This window comes from Pseudomonas sp. S2_A10 (assembly GCF_054668465.1).
Genome location: NZ_CP162773.1, coordinates 4,270,908 through 4,287,737, shown reverse-complemented (window position 1 = coordinate 4,287,737; position 16,830 = coordinate 4,270,908). Strand labels below are relative to the sequence as shown.

The window sequence follows — 16,830 nt, the reverse complement described above, 5'->3', positions numbered from 1 at the left end:
GCTCAGGTTTTTTGCCGCACGGTGAGTTGCACGTCGCCAGCGCTCAGGGGTTGCGCTGGACAGGCTCGATGCCCAGCGCTTCTGCGATACGCACCAGATCGGCCACTGAACGTGCGGCCATTTTGCGCATGACCTGGCCACGGTGGACCTTGACCGTGACCTCGCTGAGGTTGAGCTGTCCGGCAATCTGTTTGTTCATCAGCCCGGCAATGACGAAGCCGAGCACTTCGCGCTCACGTGCGGTCAGGGTTTGGTAAGCCCGACACAAAACGGCGCCGGAGTGTTCGGCTGCTAGCCGCGCACGGTCGCGAGCCAACGCACTGGCCACGGCGTCGAGCATGTCCTGATCACGGAACGGCTTGGCCAGAAAATCCACCGCGCCGGCCTTCATCGCCTTGACGCTCATGGCGATGTCGCCGTGGCCGGTCATGAACACCACAGGGATGCGCAAGCCATTTTTTTCCATCTGTTCCTGAAACGTCAGGCCACTTTCGCCGCGCAGGCGCACGTCGAGCACCAGGCAACCGGGTACCTCACGTTGCGCTTGCGCGAGAAAATCTCCGGCGCTGTCGAAGGTTCGCACCTGCAAGCCGATCGAGCGCAGCAAGCTGTCGAGCGCCTGGCGCATCGAGGCATCGTCATCGACCACGTACACCACTGGTTCGCCGAGCACATCGGGACTTTGCGCAGGGCTGGAATGCGACCACAAGGTCATTGTGTCTCCTCGGCGAGATCGCAGCACGCATTGGGCTGGTCAATAAATCTAGTTCAGGATGGCCACCGCAGCCAGACACCGGCCGGACGGTCAGCAATCAGGCTAACAGTCAGCACCATTGCCGGCCGGCCAGAAACCCCTGAAAATCGGCCAGGCTGAGGCAGTCCCGCCTCTAGCGCTGCAAACAGGCAGGCCCGCGATGTCCACTCATCCCGCTTTTACAACGGCCCCGCGCGACGTGGTGTTTATCGCCTACCCACGGCTGAGCCTGCTCGATCTCAGCGGTGCGCAGACCGTGTTCTGGGCGGCGAGCAAAGCCTTGGTCGAGCGCGGGCAGCCCGGTTATCAACTGCACACCGCCAGCCTCAGCGGCGGCTTGATCCCGACCGTCGAAGGGCTGGCCATCGACACCCAAGCGTTAACCACGCTCGACACCACCGCGCTGGACACGCTGGTCGTGCCCGGCGCCCCTGACATCTGCCAGACCCTTGAGGAGCACCGCGAACTGAGCGACTGGCTGCAGGACCATGCTCACCTCGCCCGCCGCGTGGTCTCGGTGTGCAGTGGTGCGTTTCTGCTGGCTCAGGCCGGATTGCTCGACGCCCGCCGCGCTGCCACTCACTGGGCGATGTGCGACGCTTTGCGCGATCGCTTTCCAGCGGTCGAGGTAGATGCCGACGCGATCTTCATTCAGCAAGGCAAGGTCTGGACCTCGGCCGGAGTCACCGCCGGGATCGATCTGGCGCTGGCGCTGGTAGAGGCCGATTACGGCCGTGAAGTGACGTTGCAAGTCGCGCGGGAATTGGTGGTGTACATCAAACGCCCCGGCGGCCAGGCGCAATACAGCACGCTGCTGCAATCGCAGGCGCAGGACGCTGCGATGTTCGATGATCTGCACCTTTGGCTCATGGAGCGCCTCGGCGACCCGAATCTGACGGTGGAGCGCCTCGCCGAGCAAGCCGCAATGAGCCTGCGCAACTTCACGCGGGTCTATAAAGCGCGCACCGGGCGCACACCGTCGAAAGCGCTCGAGCTGTTCCGGCTCGAAGCGGCCAAACGCCTGCTGGAAAACTCCCCGCACAAAATCGAACGAATCGCCCGTCTCTGCGGCTTCAACGATGAAGAACGCCTGCGCGCCTGCTTCCAGCGCCACCTGTCGATCTCCCCGCGCGACTACCGCAGTCGCTTCAGCCGCGATGGCTGAACCGCTATACCTACGTATAGTTTTGCCCGCTGGCCATCAGCGTATGGTGCAAGAACGACAGGAGTCACCAGCTCGGCCGCCCGGCCCGGGAGCTTTATGTACAAGACGCATGTCATTGCGGTAGTGGACGACGACGAGGCAATGCGCACATCGCTGAGCAGCCTGCTGCGAGCGTCGGGGTATCAGGTGTTCTGCTATGCGGCGCCAGCGGACTACCTTGACTCGGACGGGCCGGCGCAGACTGATTGTTTGATTTCCGATATTCAGATGCCGGGCATGGGTGGTTTGCAGATGCTGGATGCACTGCGGGCGCAAGGCTGGCGGATGCCGGTGATTTTTGTGTCGGCGCATGCGGGCAAAATGCCCAACAGCGTACCCGGGGTCATCGCGTGTCTGGCCAAGCCATTTCAGGCTGAACGTTTGCTCGCCTGCCTGGAAAAAGCGCTGGGTTGATCCTTTTTCCCCATACCTTCGTATACCCCCCTTCCACCCATGCGTACCCCACGCACACCGATGGACAACTGCGCTCGTAGCCTCCCCGCCCTAGCATGGCTCTACACAGCGGGCGATTGAGCGCCAGGCAGTACGGCAAGCAGTTACGGCGGCCAGTGATCGTCACGCCAGAGTCCGCATCGGACTCGGGTGTCATCCATCCATCAGCGTCAGGGAGCACATTATGAAACAGCAATTATTGGTGATCGGTGCAGGGTTCGGCGGGCTGTGGAGTGCGCTGAGCGCTGCGCGTTTGCTGGATATGCATGCCCGTCAGGATGTCGAGATCACGCTGCTCGCCCCGCAAGCGGAATTGCGTATTCGCCCGCGCTTCTACGAGCCGGACGTGCACAGCATGTACGCGCCGCTCGACGCGCTGTTCGATGCGGTGGGTGTGCGCTTCGTCAAAGGCACCGCTGAAAGCATCGATGCCCGGGCGCGCCGAATCGGTTACCGCGACGAGGCCGGGCGTCCGGGTGAACTGGCCTACGATCGGCTGGTTCTCGCCAGCGGCAGCCAGCTCGCTCGGCCTCCGGTGGTTGGCCTCAAGGAGCATGCGTTCGATGTCGATCAGATCGAATCCTCGGCGCGTCTGGAACGCCATCTCATCGCCCTCGGCAACCAACCGCCCAGCGTTGCGCGCAACACCGTGGTGGTCGCCGGTGGCGGTTTCACCGGGATTGAAACTGCGACGGAAATGCCGGCGCGCCTGCGCGCGATTCTCGGTGAGGATCAAGACCTGCGCGTGATCATTGTCGATCGCAGCAAGGACATCGCTGCGACCATGGGCGATGGCATTCGCCCGTCGATCATCGAGGCGTCCAATGACCTGGGTATCGAATGGATCGTCGATGCCAGCGTTGCCGCTGTGGATGCCAATGGCGTCACCCTCGCCGATGGCCGCCACATCGAAAGCCACACCGTGATCTGGACCGTAGGTTTCCGCGCCAGCCCGCTCACCGAACAACTCGACGCCGAACGCGATGGCCAGGGCCGCTTGCATGTCGATGGCAACCTCAAGGTGCACGGCATCGATCACGTCTTTGCCGCCGGTGATGTCGCTCGCGCCGCCACTGACGACCTCGGCAACTATGCCGCGATGTCTTGCCAGCATGCGATCAGCCTGGGTCGCTACGCCGGCAACAACGCCGCCGCCGATATCCTCGGCGTCGCTCCGACAATGTATCGCCAGCCCAAGTACGTGACTTGCCTGGATCTGGGCGCCTGGGGCGCGGTGTACACCGAAGGCTGGGATCGTCAGCTGAAACTGGTGAAGGCCGAAGCCAAAGAGCTGAAGACGCAGATCAACACGGTGTGGATCTACCCGCCCGCCGCCGAACGTCGCGCCGCCCTCGCGGCCGCCGATCCGCTGATCCCTGTAGCCTGATTTCACCCTCCGCTTTAGCCCTGAGAACAAGGAGAACACCATGACCCTGCATCTGGATTCCTTCACCGCCAACCGCGCGGTGGCCCTGCAAACGCAAAGCGAAGAACTGGTGCCGTCGCGCTACGCCCTGCGCCTGGGCGACATTGACGTGATGGTGATCAGCGACGGCGTGTTGCCGTTGCCGACCCAGACCATGTCAACCAATGCCGCCCCCGCCGACCGTGCCGCCTGGTTCAAGGAAATGTATCTGGGCCCTGACGCCTTCGACTGGGCGCTCAACGTGCTGGTGGTGCGTAGCGGCGAACAAGTCATCCTCGTCGACGCCGGCCTCGGTGGCCAATTCCCCGGTTTCCCGCGCGCCGGGCAGTTCCCCAAGCGCCTGGCCGCTGCCGGGGTGGACCTCGCCGACATCACTGATATCGTCATCACGCACATGCACATGGACCATATCGGCGGCCTACTGGTCGACTCGGTGAAGAGCCGTCTGCGCCACGACGTGCGCATCCACGTCACCGCTGCCGAAGTGAATTTCTGGTCCACGCCAGACTTCACCAGCACCGACATGCCCGCACCAGTACCAGACGTCCTGCGCAGCACCGCCAACGCGTTCATCAACCACTATGAAAGCAAGTTGCACATATTCGAAGACGAATGTCAGGTTGCACCGGGCGTAGTTGCAAAACTCACCGGTGGTCATACGCCAGGGCACTGCGTGGTCTACGTCAACTCCGGTGGCGAGCGCCTGACCTTTGCCGGTGACGCGTTGTTCCCGGTGGCGTTCGATCACCCTGACTGGCACAACGGTTTCGAACACGATCCGACCAAATCGGTGGAAGTGCGCGTGCGCATGCTCAAGGAAGCCGCCGCCAGCGGCGAGCTGTTTGTCGCCACGCATCTGGCCTTCCCTTCGGTGGGTAGGGTCGCGATCAATGGTGCTGCTTTCCGTTGGATACCTGCGATTTGGGATTACTGATTGCGCGCCTGAAATCTTCGCCCGGCTTCTGCCGGGCGAAACCTTTTTCACCGCCATTGCTACGCAGAACCGTGCGGGCGGTGACCATACTTCGGTTGCTGTGTACCCTTTCTGCATCAAGCAAATCTGAGCAGAGGATGGAGTGTTGGCATATCTGGATTGGGTGCAATGGCCGGCGATGCTGGTCACCGTTCTGGCCGCCTGGCTGATCGGTTCGCAACGACCGCAACGGCGCATGAGCGGCTTCGTTTGTTTCAGTCTGAGCAATTTGCTGTGGGTGATCTGGGGCGTCCATGCCGGGGCTTACGCGCTGATCGTTCTGCAGCTTTGCCTGTTCCTGATGAACCTGCGCGGCTTCATGAAGAACCGCGTTTCAGAGCGCTGAGTGACGATGATCATCTGGCCAGAAAATCCTTTGAATTTTTCTTGTCGGACAAAATCATTTACGTATGAGCGTAAGGAGGAACTCATGCGTAGCACCGATATTTTCGTCATCGAATACAAACATCACGACCAGCCAAAATCATTCGTCATCCGCGCCAAGAGTATGCGCAACGCCGACGCTTGGCATTGGGCGAGCTGTGACGCCGGTATTGCGCCGATTCCGAAACCGGGTAAACCACCGTTGAAAGTGGTTTCCAAACCCCAGGCCGAGCGCTATGGGATTACGGAGGTGAAGTGGCGCGAGACCGCAGCGCTGGACTGGACGGAGGCTTAGGCAAATCGGGTCGCCTGGCTGAGCTTGCAAGTCAGCCAGGCGCCCCACAACAGACCAGGGGGGCATTCCGCTGGGGAATGTGCGGTTATCGTCCCGGTGAAGTGACCAGTACCTGACCGCGCGAAACTGATCGTTCCTCACGCTCCGCGTGGGAACGATCCATATCAACTAAGACCAGAACCCTTTATGCGGCTCAGCCGCCTCTTCCTCCAGCATCGGCCCGAAAACGCTCACCGTGCGCTGCCCTCTGGCAAACACTTCGCGACACGGCAACGAGAACGTCGGGTTCTCGGGATGATCGCCGGTCAGCCCGAGCAAAGCATGTTCCGATAACGCGTACACCACTCGCCCGACACCGGTCCAATACACCGCGCCCGCGCACATGCAGCAAGGTTCGGCGCTGGTGTACAGCGTGCACGCCTCCAGCTCCGTGGGTGACAAACGCTTCGCCGCCGCAGCCACCGCGACCAGTTCGGCGTGCTGGGTGGGATCACCTTCCGGCGGCATCGAATTGTTGCCCGCTTCGGCAATGACGTTGCCGTCGCGGTCCGCCACCAGCGCCGCAAACGGGTGCCGGCCACGTTGTTTCGACGCCTGCGACAGGGCGATGGTCTGGCGCAGCAATGCCAGGTCCAGATCGCTGACGCCGGCCGGGACAAGCTGAGTGAATTGATTCATGGGTAACTCCTGGGCAGTGAGAAAAGACAAAAGTCAGTCGGCCAGTTCGGCCGTGGAAGCGCCGACGGCGTCGGTCGATGGTTTTTGTTTGTTGAGCAAGAGGTTGAGCAGAATGGCGGTGATCGCACCGAGAAAAATGCCGCTGTCGAGCACCAGTTTCAGCGTCGGGCCGACATGTTCGAACAGGGCCGGAAACGACATCGGCAGGACGCCGACGCTGACCGACACCGCAACAATAATGGCGTTGCGTGTGCCCTCGAACTGCACCCGTGACAGTTCCTGAATGCCCGCCACCGTGGTCATGCCGAACATGACGATCGCGCAGCCGCCCAGCACCGGCGTCGGCACCGCCGCAATCAGCGCGCCGAGCTTGGGAAACAAGCCCATCAACACCATGATCGCGCCAGCGGCCGCAACGACGAAGCGGCTCTTGATGCTGGAAAGCGCAATCAGGCCGGTGTTTTGCGTGAAGGCGTTATAGGGAAAACTGTTGAACAAGCCACCGAGCATGGTCGACAAGCCGTCGGCGCGGAACGCGTTGCCAAGGGTTTGCTGGGTGGTGGGTTTGCCGACCAGTTTGCCAATGGCCAGGCAGTTGCCAGTGGTCTCGGCCATGATCACCAGCATCGCCAGGGTCATGATCAGAATCGGTACCAGAGAAAATTCCGGCGGACCGAACGCCATTGGCGCGCTCAACTCGAACCACGCCGCCTCGCTGACCCGATTGAAGTGCGTCATGCCGCAGGCGGCAGCGATCAGACTGCCGACAAACAAGCCGATGAGCACACTGAGGTTACCGATGAAGCCGCTGAATTTCGCATAAATCACCAGCGTCACACTGACCGTGGCCAGACCCAGCAGCAGATTGGCCGGGCGACCGAAGTCAGGCGAATCGGGATTGCCACCACCCAGCCAGATCGCCGCCGCCGGCATCAGTGAAATACCGATGATGGTGATCAGGCTGCCAATCACCACGGGTGGAAAGAATCGCAACAAGCGGCTGAACACCGGCGCCAGTGCGATGGTCAGGAAGCCGGCGGCGATCACCGCCCCGAAGATCTGGCTGAGGCCGAACTCCTTGCCGATCATGATCATCGGCGCCAGCGCAATGAACGAGCAGCCCTGAATCAACGGTAAACGCGCGCCGAACTTCCAGAAGCCGAGGGTCTGAATCAGCGTCGCCACACCAGAGGTCAGCAGGTTGGCGTTGATCAGTAAAACCACCTGAGCCGACGTCAGCCCCATCGCACTGCCGAGAATCAGCGGCACCGCCACCGCTCCCGCATACATCACCAGAACATGCTGCAGACCGAAGGTGAAAAGCTGCCGCAGGGGCAACACCTCATCGACCGGGTGAACGCGTTGTGTAGTCATGGCACAAGCTCCTGAAGGGGCAGCGTTGGGTGTAATCGCGGGCGCTCAGGGACAGACGCACAAACAGAATCGGCCCCGGCGTTCGAAGACGCGGGGTCATCCTTGAATGTTTTTAACGATGAAACAAATTGGCAACCATCGCTTTTTTCGATGGCAAAGACGCGGCACAATCGCCGTCTCGCTCAACCTCGGAGTACACCGCGTGCGCTTCTCACTCGATCAGTTGCTGATGTTCGTCCAGGTGGTGAAAAGCGGCTCGTTCTCCGCCGCCGGGCGCAAGCTGGGCAAGACGCAATCGACCATCAGCGCGGCGATCGCCAATCTGGAAACCGACCTTGGCGTCGAGTTGTTCGACCGCAGCAATCGCAGCCCTGCCCTCACCGCCAGCGGGCATAAATTGCTGGTCCAGGCAGAGGCGGTACTGGAGCGCTGCATGACCTTCGAGGCCCACGCCGATTGCCTTTCCGATAGCGTCGAACCGAGCCTGACCCTGGCGATTGAAACGCCATACGGCCCGATCATGCCGGTGCTGCAAGCGTTCGAGCAGGCCTTTCCGTTTGTCGATCTGATCATTCGCCACCCGGTCTACGGCGATGTCAGCGAACTGGTCAGCAGTGGCGAGGCGGTGCTGGGCGTGGCGTTTTCGCAGCCGGGCTATCCCCGGGAACTGGCGTTCCAGCAACTGGGCAAACTGATCATGCTGCACGTCTGTCATCCCGATCATCCGCTGGCGAAACTGGACAACGTCACGTTCGACGATTTGCACGTGCATCGGCGCCTGGCGTTCAGTGCGCACGCCAGCAAACTGCCGAGCAGTGAATACCTGCGTTCGACGCAACTGTGGCAAGCGGAAAGCTATCTGGCCCTGCTCGAAATGGTCCGCGCCGGCCTCGGCTGGGCGACCCTGCCGCGCCAGCTGATCCAGCGTGAACTGGGCAATGGCGAACTGGTCGAGTTGCAGCTGTCGGCGTACCCGCATACCGACTGGCAAATCGGCGTCGACCTGTTATGGGCACGCCAACGGCCACTAGGGACGGCCGAGCGCTGGCTTAAGGAAAAGCTCCAGGCCAACAAGGTTTATGAGCGCGATCGCAACGGGCAGATCACTACGCTGTGATTACTTGGCGAACACCTGGCCCATGTCCTTGAACGCCTTGAATTCCAGCGCATTGCCGCAGGGGTCGAGCAGAAACATGGTCGCCTGTTCGCCGACCTGCCCCTTGAATCGAATGTAGGGCTCGATCACGAATTGCGTGCCGAATGACTTCAGTCGCTCGGCCAGTGCTTCCCATTGCTGCCACTCTAAAATGATGCCGAAGTGCGGGACCGGTACGTCGTGACCGTCGACCGGGTTGCTGTGAACGCTTTCCTGGGCAGCTGTCTGCGGCTGTTCATGGATGACCAATTGGTGGCCGTAAAAATTGAAATCGACCCACTGCGCGCTGGATCGGCCCTCGTCCAGACCGAACACTTCACCGTAAAAACGGCGGCAAGCGGCAAGATCGTAGACCGGGATGGCGAGGTGGAAAGGTGAAAGACTCATCAGGCACTCCGGCAATCGCGTTGGTTAAACCAATCTGGCAACGGCGCACCGCTGTTGCTCGAGGTTGGAAACAGCCTAGATCAGAAACTCGCCAGATGCCGACCCGACGTTCCATGCCCTGAGATAGCGCGTCTGTGAATACGCGCCACGACTATCTGCTCGGCTTCTTTACCGGCGCGTCACCACTTTTCGGTGACAGTCTGCCGGGGCCAGCACCGCGCCGGCGCTGGAGCGCACGACGATAGTTTCGACGGGCTCGGCCCGTTCGTTGTCGAGCAGGATCGAGTGCTCCTCCCCCTCGACAAACAGAAAACGCTCGCCCCACTGCCGCAGGCTGACGACGATGGGGAACACCGCCCGGCCCATGTCGGTGAGCACGTATTCCTTGTAGGCGCTGCCATCGGACGCGGGCTGAATCTGCAACACGCCGAGCTCGACGAGCATTTTCAGTTTGACCGTGAGGATGTTCTTGGCCAAGCCCAGACGTTTCTGGAATTCACTGAAACGGCGCACGTCATCGAACGCATCGCGAATGATCATCAAGGCCCAGCGATCGCCAATGGCTTCGAGTGTTCGGGCCACCGGGCATTCGCTCTGCGCCAATGTTTGTTGTCGGGCCATGTGATTCCTGATGGATCGGCTATTGAATGTGGTTGCATTTAACAACCCGAATGAATAAAGATCAACGTATCGGTTTCAATTCAAAACCACACTACGAGGAAGCAAGGATGCCGTGTCAGACGCAAACCCTGATCAATGCGCAAGCCGCAGCTGACAGCGCAACGACCGGGCTGAGTCGTTTGCAGACTTTTCTCTTTGCAATCACCTGCGCGATGGCAGTGGCCAATGTTTATTTCGCACAGCCATTGTTGGAATCGATGGCCGCCAGCCTCGGCGTTTCACCCGGTGCAATCGGCGTTGTGGTCACGGCCACGCAAGCCGGGTATGCGGTCGGGCTGCTGTTCATTGTGCCGCTGGGTGATCTGCTCGATCGCAAGAAACTCATCGTCAGCCAACTGCTTTTGTCTGCAACGGCGCTGTGTGCCGTGGGCCTGTCCGAGAGCTGGGGAGTGTTGCTCGGCGCCATGATGCTGGTGGGTCTGCTGGCGGTGGTGGTGCAAGTGGTGGTCGCCTGCACCGCCAGCCTTGCTCGCCCGGAGCAACGCGGCGCCGCGGTGGGCACCGTCACCAGTGGCGTGGTACTGGGCATTTTGCTGGCGCGTTTCGTTTCCGGCGTAGTGGCTGATCTGGCCGGATGGCGCGGCGTGTATTTTGTCTCGGCAGTCACGATGGTCGGTATGGCTTTGGTGCTTTGGCGCACCCTGCCCGCCTCGGCAAAACCGCCCTCACAGGGCAGCTATCGGCAATTGCTGCGCTCGATGTTCCAACTTTTTTTGACTGAGCGGGTATTGCGCATCAGAGGCATCTTCGCCCTGCTGATTTTCGCCGCGTTCAGTGTGTTGTGGACGTCGATGGTGCTGCCGCTCAGCGCCGCGCCCCTGTCGTTGTCCCACACGCAGATCGGCCTGTTCGGACTGGCGGGGGTAGCGGGCGCGCTCGCCGCCGCACGGGCTGGGCGCCTGGCCGATCGCGGCTTGGGCAATCGCACCACCGGAATTGCCTTGGCGCTGCTGACGCTGTCCTGGCTACCCATCGCATTTGTCGACAGTTCGCTGCTAGCGATGGCCGTCGGAGTAATCCTGCTCGACTTCGCCGTGCAAGCGGTGCACGTCACCAATCAAAGCCTGATCTTCGCCGCACGGCCCGATGCGCAGAGCCGACTGGTCGGTGCGTATATGTGTTTTTACTCGGTGGGCAGTGGTCTGGGCGCCATCGCGGCGACGTATACCTATGCGCACTCTGGCTGGGTGGCGGTGTGTTTTCTCGGGGGCGGGATCAGTGCTGTGGCACTGATGTATTGGGTGTGGCTGGAGTACGTTTATTCACACGACTGAACCAATGTGGGAGCGAGCCTGCTCGCGAAGACTAAGCATCAGTCAGCAGCGAATTGTCTGACCTGACGCCTTCGCGAGCAGGCTCGCTCCCACAGGGATTACTCGCCAGCAGTTACTTGCCCTCCTCAGGCTTCTCGGTCTGCATCTGCACCGACGGTTTGCTTTTGTCACCATCCTTGTTGGGTGCATCGTTGGAATCGAAGCAGCCGCTCAACAGAAACATTGAGCAGAACCCCAGACATACGCAGATTTTCTTCATGTCGATCTCCTTTCAGCAGTGGTATCGCTACCCGGTTCAAGCTTGAGCATGCATCGTTCACCTACATTTCCGGAATGCGCGCAAAATCATTGCAGGACCGCATCAGGCTCTCAACCCTTACTGTGCTCCGGCGACGAAGGCCCTTCCTTGACGCCGCGCGGGCCAGCGATGCCCCACACGATCAGGCCGAGCACCGGGAATACGATCAGACCGATCGCCCAGGCGGCTTTGACGCCGACGCTTTTGTTGCTGCGAAACACACTGACGATCGCCCACAGATCGACCAGCAGAATGATCACCGCCACGGCGATGGAAAAATAACTGGCTGCCTCGTTCATTTCGCAATCCTCCGATGACTTGTAAGCATTGGGCTGTGAGGCTTTTTCAGCGTTCAAAAAAATTGCGGCCGTGCGGCGTCAAAGGTTCAGCCGCCTTCCGGATCCTGGCGGATCACGGAAATCTTGCCGTTGCGCTCGATGATTGCGAATTTGATCTGGTCGATGGTTTCTATGCCCTGACTGGAGCGTGCCGCCTCCATGACATCCGCCTCGACCAGCCGCGCATGACGCAGGCGTCGGTGCAACAGCTTGCCATTCTCGACAATGATCGTCGGCTCGCCATCGATCAGCCGCGACACCCAACTGGAACGCTGTTTGAGCAGGGAAAAACCGACATCCACAGCGATCAGCGTAATGATCACCAGAAACGCATTGGTCAGAGAAAAATCATCACCGAGCAGCGCTTGCTGGGTGGCTTCACCGATGATCATCAGCAGGACGAAATCAAACGTCGTCAGCTCGGCCAGCGAACGCCGGCCGGCAATTTTGAACAGCACCATCAGTGCCAGATACATCGCGAGTGCGCGCAACACCGAGTCCATGGGTCACCTATGGATAAATGAATTGAGTGAGCTTCACTTCGCTCGAGCCTAGCGTGCGGATATGGCTGCGAAACAGGCCCAGTCCGTCGCCGCGCAGCGTCACATAGAGCGTCGCCTGGCCTTGGGCATCCGCCTGCAACCACAAGCGCATACCCTGTTTTGAGCTGCGCATACGCACCGGTGCCGGCTGCATGGTTTCGACGCTGAAGCCATCGAGCATCTCGCCGCCGATGTCCAATTCGACGGTAGCTTCAGGGGTCGCGTGCACGCTGAGTTTCAGCGGGTTGGTCGAGCCGTTGCGATGGAACATCTCGTATTCGACCTGGACTTTACCGTCATCGCTGCGAGCGTCCTGCGAACTGAGCACGCCCCGGGAAAACAACCCCAACAGGCCCAGCAGCATGCACAACACCAGCAGATACCAACCAATGTGCTCGAAGCGCCAGACCTTCAACTGATAGGCCATGTCCTCCTGCACCGGGAACTGTCGACTTTGCAGATCGGGATGGTCAGCGTCGTGCTTCATCGGCGCCACCCTCCTTCGCCGCGCAAGGCACGACGGTGATAGGCCGGCAACTGCTGCAAGGCGAACTCACAGGCCAGGGTCTGCACTTCACTGCGCGATCCGGGAAACCATTGCCGGGTGCTGAACAGAAAATGTTGGTCATCGAACTGGAATGCCCAGGCGAAACACACCGTACCGGCCTTGATGCCGTCCATATCATCGGGTCCGAGAATGCCGGTGGTGGCGACCGCGACGTTGGCCGTGCTGTCGCGCAACGCACCGATGGCCATTTCACTGGCCACTTCAACGCTGGTCAGATTGAAGGTTTCCATGGTCGCCGGGCTGACGTGGAGCAAGCGCTGCTTGGCTTGCGGCGAATAGACCACGTAGCCGCATTCGATCAGCTCGCCGCTGCCGGGCACTTCCGACAGCAACATGACGATTTCCCCGGCCGTGCAGGATTCGGCGGTGGTGATGATCAGCGAATGTTGGCGCAGGTATTCAATCGTTTCCTTGGCGATGGACATGGCACGCTCTCGAAGCTGTTATTGCCGGTTGACAGCTCGCTGTGCGGATCATTCCGCTGGACTGGATGAGCGTATACCCGCCTCTTCCAGTGAAAGTTTTCCGCCCTGTTCGGCACGATCACCTACCCTCATAGACTGTGTGATCCACTCGAGCCCGCCGCCCCCATGCGCTGTTCATTCAAGTCGTTGTTTTTGGTTCTGTTGCTGCTGCTGATGCCGGGCAGCGCTGCGCCGTGGGCAGCGGACCTTGCCGCGCCGGCGAACTCAGGCGCAGCGCCGCTACCTGTGATTTCGCAAAGCGATCTGCAAGCCCTGCAACAACGCCTCGACGGGCTCAAGCAGCAGATCTCGGCAGCGAACAATTACAACCAGCTCGAAGGCCCGCAGGATCGGGTGCAGGCGTTCATTCTCGATGTCGATCGGTTGTCGGCAGCGCTGTTGCCGCAACAGGCGCAACTGGCGGTGCAACTGGGCGTGCTCGGCACCGCTCCAGACGCTGAGGTGGCTGCCGAGCAAGCCGATATCGTCGCGCAACGGGCTGCGCTGGCGGAACAGAAAAGCAAGGTCGACGGCACCCTGAAAAGCCTCGCCGCACTGAAACAGAATGCCGCCGACCTGATCACGCAAATCGCCGGCATCCGCCGCACGCTACTGGAAAGCGAACTGACCCTGAGCACGCGCAGTGTGTTGAGTCCGCAGTTCTGGGCGCCACTGATCAATCCAAGCGAGGACGACCGCCAGCGCCTGCGACTGTTCGTCGAGCAGGTGGCTGACGTATGGGCCACGGTCTGGGCGCCGGGCGAGCGGTTTTACACCTGCGTACTGGTGCTGCTGGCGCTGCTGATCTGGACCTTCGGCCGACGTCTGGCTGAGCGCGGGCTGACCTGGTTCTGCATTCATCGCGTGGCGGAGGGCCGACTGCGCCGCAGTGCCTTGGCCTTCGCCTCAGCCATAGCGACCTTCATCACCACCGCCATCGCCCTGAAGCTGCTGTTCTACGCCTGCACCCGCCACGACGCCCTGCCGCCGGTGCTGGAAACCTTCTCCGAAGAGTTCGAAAAAGTCGTCTATGCCTGCGTGCTGATCACCGGGCTCAGCCGTGCATTGCTGTCCACCGAGCACCCGTCGTGGCGCCTGCCGGCAATTGCTGATCCAGTGGCGCTGGCCCTCAAGCCTTATCCGCGAATCCTCGCCTGCGCGTTGCTGGTGTTGGTGACGCTGGTGCAAGTCGCCAATGCCACAGGCATGAGCAGCCACATCGTGATGGCCGGGCGCGGCGTGATTTCCATGGTGGTGCTGGCGATCATCGGCACGATGCTGGTGCGCGTGGGCAAAGTGCGCAAGGCCTTGGTCGCCGCCAACGACGCTTCGGCGACGAACAGCGTGTTCGCCGGGCTGATCTACAGCGTCGCCAGCGTCTCGATGTTTGTGACCGCCATTGCCCTGCTTGCCGGCTATGTTTCGCTGGCGCGGTTCATCAGTTATGAACTGGTGTGGAGCTACGTCGTGCTGTCGGGCTTCTATTTGCTCATTCAGTTGGTCAAGGACGCATGTGAACACTTGTTTTCACCGAAACACGCGAGCGGCCAGGCGCTCAAGCAATTGCTCGGGGTCAGCGATCGACGCCTTGAGCAAACGTCGATCCTGTTGTCCGGCGTCAGCCGCGCCGGCCTGATGCTGATGGCGCTGATTTCGTTGTTTGTCGGCGGCATCGGCACCACGCTCGGCCAACTGGTCACCAACATCATGTCGATTCTTGGCGGCGCCGGTTTGCGCAAGCTGAATATCGTCCCCGGGCACCTGCTCAATGCGCTGCTGGCGCTGCTGATCGGCATCTGGCTGATCCGTACATTGAGCCGCTGGCTCGACAACGAATTCCTGCCCAAGACCGACATGGACCCGGGCATGTGCGCGTCGCTGAGCACGCTGTTCTCCAATATCGGCTACGCCTTCGTGATTCTGCTGACGCTGTCGTCGCTGGGCGTGCAGTGGACCAATCTGGCGTGGATCGTCAGTGCGCTATCCGTCGGTATCGGCTTTGGCTTGCAGGAGATCGTCAAGAACTTCGTCTCCGGCCTGATTCTGCTCACCGAGCGCCCGGTCAAGGTCGGCGACCTGATCAGCATCAGCGGCGTCGAGGGCGACATCCGCCGGATCAACGTGCGCGCCACGGAAATCCAGCTCAGCGACCGCTCGATCGTGATCGTGCCCAACTCGCAGCTGATCTCGCAGAACCTGCGCAACGTTACCCTCGGCGGCAGCGCTCAGGGCGTGGCATCGCTGGAGCTGGTGTTTCCGCTGGATATCGATCCTGAGCAGGTCAAACAACTGCTGCTGGATGCGTATCACGAGAACGAAACCATCCTCGATAAACCGGCGCCATTCGTGCGTTTCAGCAAGTTGTCCCCGGACGGCATAACCCTCACGGTCACCGGCTATGTGGGCAGCCCGAGGATTGTCGGGCTGACCAAGAGCGATTTGTTGTTTGAAGTGTTGAAGCGGTTGGGCGCAGCGGGGATTGCGCTGGCGAAACCGCCAGCGGCGTGATCAGGTTAGCGCTTGCCCGTGTTGTCGATGCGGGCCGTGCTGCTGCGTGGCGTCAGCTCGAACGGCAGGACGACATGCCTTTCTGCCAGCGGCCGCTTTTCGATCAGGGCAATCAGCATCTCGACCGCCTTGGCCCCGAAGGCCTCGGCTGGTTGCGAGATGGTGGTCAGCGGCGGATCGCAGAACGCAGCCATGGGAATGTCATCGAAACCCACCACTGAAATATCTTCGGGCACACGCAGCCCAGCCTGCCGGATGCGCTTGAATGCACCAATGGCCATTTCATCGTTTTCACAGAACAGCGCACTCGGTCGTTCGGCCAATGCGAGCATCTTTTGCGCGCCGGCAAAACCGGCCTCGAGGCTGAAATTGCCATGGCAGATCAGTGCTTCATCGATGGCAATCCCGGCTTCGCGCAGTGCCGCTTCGTAACCCGCCAGTCGATCCAGAGTCAGCGGGCTGTTTTTCGAGCCCTTGATCAGGCCGATGCGTCGGTGCCCCAATGCGATCAGATGTTCGGTCATGGCTTTGGCGGCGGCAACGTTGTCCAGGCTGATGGTTGGATAACGTCCGGCCTTGAGCACTTCGCAGGCGTTCACGATCGGCGGCACATCGGCGTCGGCCGGAGCGTTTTCGAAAGGATCGTAGGCGCGCAACTGAATCACCCCGTCGGCCTGATAGGCGTACACCAGCTCGGCGAATTGTCGCTCCAGTTCTTCCCGGCCCTGAGTGTCGCAGAGCAGCAAGCGATAGCCAGCCGCCTGCGCCGCTTGCTGCGCGCCGCTGATGACCCGGGCAAAGAAGGTATTGGCGATGGTCGGCACCAGAATCACCAGATTGCCGGTGCGCCGCGAGCGAAACTGCACGGCCATCAGGTTCGGCCGATAGCCGGCCTGCTCCACGGCGGCCATGACGCGCTCACGGGTTGGCGCGAGCACACGCTCGGGCGATTTCAAAGTCCTCGAAACCGTCGCCACGGAAACCCCGGCCAGCCGAGCCACTTCGCGAATATTGGACAAAACCACCTCGTTGTTTCATGCCGATCAGGCGCGGAGCTTACCGCAGGCGACGAG

Annotated in this window: 20 protein-coding genes; 9 read left to right on the top strand and 11 right to left on the bottom strand. The window is 60.9% G+C overall.

Translation table 11 applies throughout. From position 1 onward, the window contains the following. Positions 1-43 precede the first annotated feature (43 nt). Positions 44-715: a response regulator transcription factor gene (locus tag AB4N41_RS19285; RefSeq protein WP_056784803.1), complete on the bottom strand. Its 672-nt coding sequence runs from the start codon at positions 713-715 to the stop codon at positions 44-46. A 199-nt stretch (positions 716-914) separates the two neighbouring features. Here AB4N41_RS19285 and AB4N41_RS19280 point away from each other — a divergent pair, with 199 nt between their 5' ends. The 6 genes from AB4N41_RS19280 to AB4N41_RS19255 all read left to right on the top strand — a co-directional run bounded on the left by AB4N41_RS19280 (position 915) and on the right by AB4N41_RS19255 (position 5,489). After that, entirely contained in the window at positions 915-1,919 is a 1,005-nt protein-coding gene (locus AB4N41_RS19280) for a GlxA family transcriptional regulator (protein WP_056784802.1), read from the top strand. 96 nt (positions 1,920-2,015) lie between these two features. Next, complete coding sequence (locus tag AB4N41_RS19275; protein WP_056784799.1) at positions 2,016-2,372, top strand: response regulator transcription factor; 357 nt, start codon at positions 2,016-2,018, stop codon at positions 2,370-2,372. Between the two features lie 223 nt (positions 2,373-2,595). Next, positions 2,596-3,798, top strand: a complete 1,203-nt coding sequence (locus AB4N41_RS19270; RefSeq protein ID WP_095179611.1) for an NAD(P)/FAD-dependent oxidoreductase — start codon at positions 2,596-2,598, stop codon at positions 3,796-3,798. A gap of 40 nt (positions 3,799-3,838) precedes the next feature. Next, a complete protein-coding gene (locus tag AB4N41_RS19265) occupies positions 3,839-4,771 on the top strand; it encodes an MBL fold metallo-hydrolase (protein ID WP_252877893.1) in 933 nt (310 codons plus the stop codon). A 178-nt stretch (positions 4,772-4,949) separates the two neighbouring features. Next, on the top strand, positions 4,950-5,156 hold the full coding sequence (locus AB4N41_RS19260; RefSeq protein ID WP_370593551.1) for a hypothetical protein: 207 nt from the start codon (positions 4,950-4,952) through the stop codon (positions 5,154-5,156). 84 nt (positions 5,157-5,240) lie between these two features. Next, positions 5,241-5,489: a DUF6555 family protein gene (locus AB4N41_RS19255; protein WP_041480580.1), complete on the top strand. Its 249-nt coding sequence runs from the start codon at positions 5,241-5,243 to the stop codon at positions 5,487-5,489. Positions 5,490-5,657: 168 nt separating this feature from the next. Here AB4N41_RS19255 and AB4N41_RS19250 read toward each other — a convergent pair whose 3' ends face one another. After that, complete coding sequence (locus tag AB4N41_RS19250) at positions 5,658-6,167, bottom strand: nucleoside deaminase (RefSeq protein WP_095179608.1); 510 nt, start codon at positions 6,165-6,167, stop codon at positions 5,658-5,660. A gap of 33 nt (positions 6,168-6,200) precedes the next feature. Next, positions 6,201-7,541 (bottom strand): nucleobase:cation symporter-2 family protein, encoded by a 1,341-nt coding sequence (locus AB4N41_RS19245; RefSeq protein WP_252877892.1) that lies wholly within the window; start codon positions 7,539-7,541, stop codon positions 6,201-6,203. Positions 7,542-7,743: 202 nt separating this feature from the next. On the opposite strand from AB4N41_RS19245, the gene AB4N41_RS19240 reads away from it, so the two are divergent. After that, positions 7,744-8,658 carry a LysR family transcriptional regulator gene (locus AB4N41_RS19240; protein WP_197891978.1) on the top strand — a complete coding sequence of 305 codons (915 nt, stop codon included), beginning with the start codon at positions 7,744-7,746 and terminating at the stop codon, positions 8,656-8,658. Here AB4N41_RS19240 and AB4N41_RS19235 read toward each other — a convergent pair whose 3' ends face one another. After that, on the bottom strand, positions 8,659-9,084 hold the full coding sequence (locus tag AB4N41_RS19235) for a VOC family protein (protein WP_150635660.1): 426 nt from the start codon (positions 9,082-9,084) through the stop codon (positions 8,659-8,661). Positions 9,085-9,252: 168 nt separating this feature from the next. After that, on the bottom strand, positions 9,253-9,705 hold the full coding sequence (locus tag AB4N41_RS19230) for a winged helix-turn-helix transcriptional regulator (protein ID WP_056784779.1): 453 nt from the start codon (positions 9,703-9,705) through the stop codon (positions 9,253-9,255). A 107-nt stretch (positions 9,706-9,812) separates the two neighbouring features. Between AB4N41_RS19230 and AB4N41_RS19225 the strand changes: the two genes are divergently transcribed. Then, positions 9,813-11,039, top strand: coding sequence for an MFS transporter (locus AB4N41_RS19225; protein ID WP_150635661.1), 1,227 nt, complete (start codon positions 9,813-9,815; stop codon positions 11,037-11,039). 112 nt (positions 11,040-11,151) lie between these two features. Here AB4N41_RS19225 and AB4N41_RS19220 read toward each other — a convergent pair whose 3' ends face one another. The 5 genes from AB4N41_RS19220 to AB4N41_RS19200 all read right to left on the bottom strand — a co-directional run bounded on the left by AB4N41_RS19220 (position 11,152) and on the right by AB4N41_RS19200 (position 13,210). Continuing rightward, positions 11,152-11,298, bottom strand: coding sequence for a hypothetical protein (locus tag AB4N41_RS19220; protein ID WP_016774259.1), 147 nt, complete (start codon positions 11,296-11,298; stop codon positions 11,152-11,154). 110 nt (positions 11,299-11,408) lie between these two features. After that, on the bottom strand, positions 11,409-11,636 hold the full coding sequence (locus AB4N41_RS19215) for a PLD nuclease N-terminal domain-containing protein (RefSeq protein ID WP_024012535.1): 228 nt from the start codon (positions 11,634-11,636) through the stop codon (positions 11,409-11,411). Positions 11,637-11,722: 86 nt separating this feature from the next. Then, positions 11,723-12,178 carry a DUF421 domain-containing protein gene (locus tag AB4N41_RS19210; protein WP_024012534.1) on the bottom strand — a complete coding sequence of 152 codons (456 nt, stop codon included), beginning with the start codon at positions 12,176-12,178 and terminating at the stop codon, positions 11,723-11,725. A 7-nt stretch (positions 12,179-12,185) separates the two neighbouring features. Then, positions 12,186-12,704 carry a hypothetical protein gene (locus tag AB4N41_RS19205; protein WP_252877891.1) on the bottom strand — a complete coding sequence of 173 codons (519 nt, stop codon included), beginning with the start codon at positions 12,702-12,704 and terminating at the stop codon, positions 12,186-12,188. Next, the gene (locus AB4N41_RS19200; RefSeq protein WP_150635663.1) at positions 12,701-13,210 is read right to left on the bottom strand and encodes a CinA family protein; all 510 of its coding nucleotides are present in this window, start codon (positions 13,208-13,210) and stop codon (positions 12,701-12,703) included. Before AB4N41_RS19200 ends, AB4N41_RS19205 begins: the two co-directional genes overlap by 4 nt. Positions 13,211-13,375: 165 nt before the next feature. Here AB4N41_RS19200 and AB4N41_RS19195 point away from each other — a divergent pair, with 165 nt between their 5' ends. Continuing rightward, the gene (locus tag AB4N41_RS19195; protein WP_236169561.1) at positions 13,376-15,757 is read left to right on the top strand and encodes a DUF3772 domain-containing protein; all 2,382 of its coding nucleotides are present in this window, start codon (positions 13,376-13,378) and stop codon (positions 15,755-15,757) included. Between the two features lie 5 nt (positions 15,758-15,762). Here AB4N41_RS19195 and AB4N41_RS19190 read toward each other — a convergent pair whose 3' ends face one another. Next, positions 15,763-16,776 carry a LacI family DNA-binding transcriptional regulator gene (locus tag AB4N41_RS19190; RefSeq protein WP_056786798.1) on the bottom strand — a complete coding sequence of 338 codons (1,014 nt, stop codon included), beginning with the start codon at positions 16,774-16,776 and terminating at the stop codon, positions 15,763-15,765. Positions 16,777-16,830: the final 54 nt, after the last annotated feature.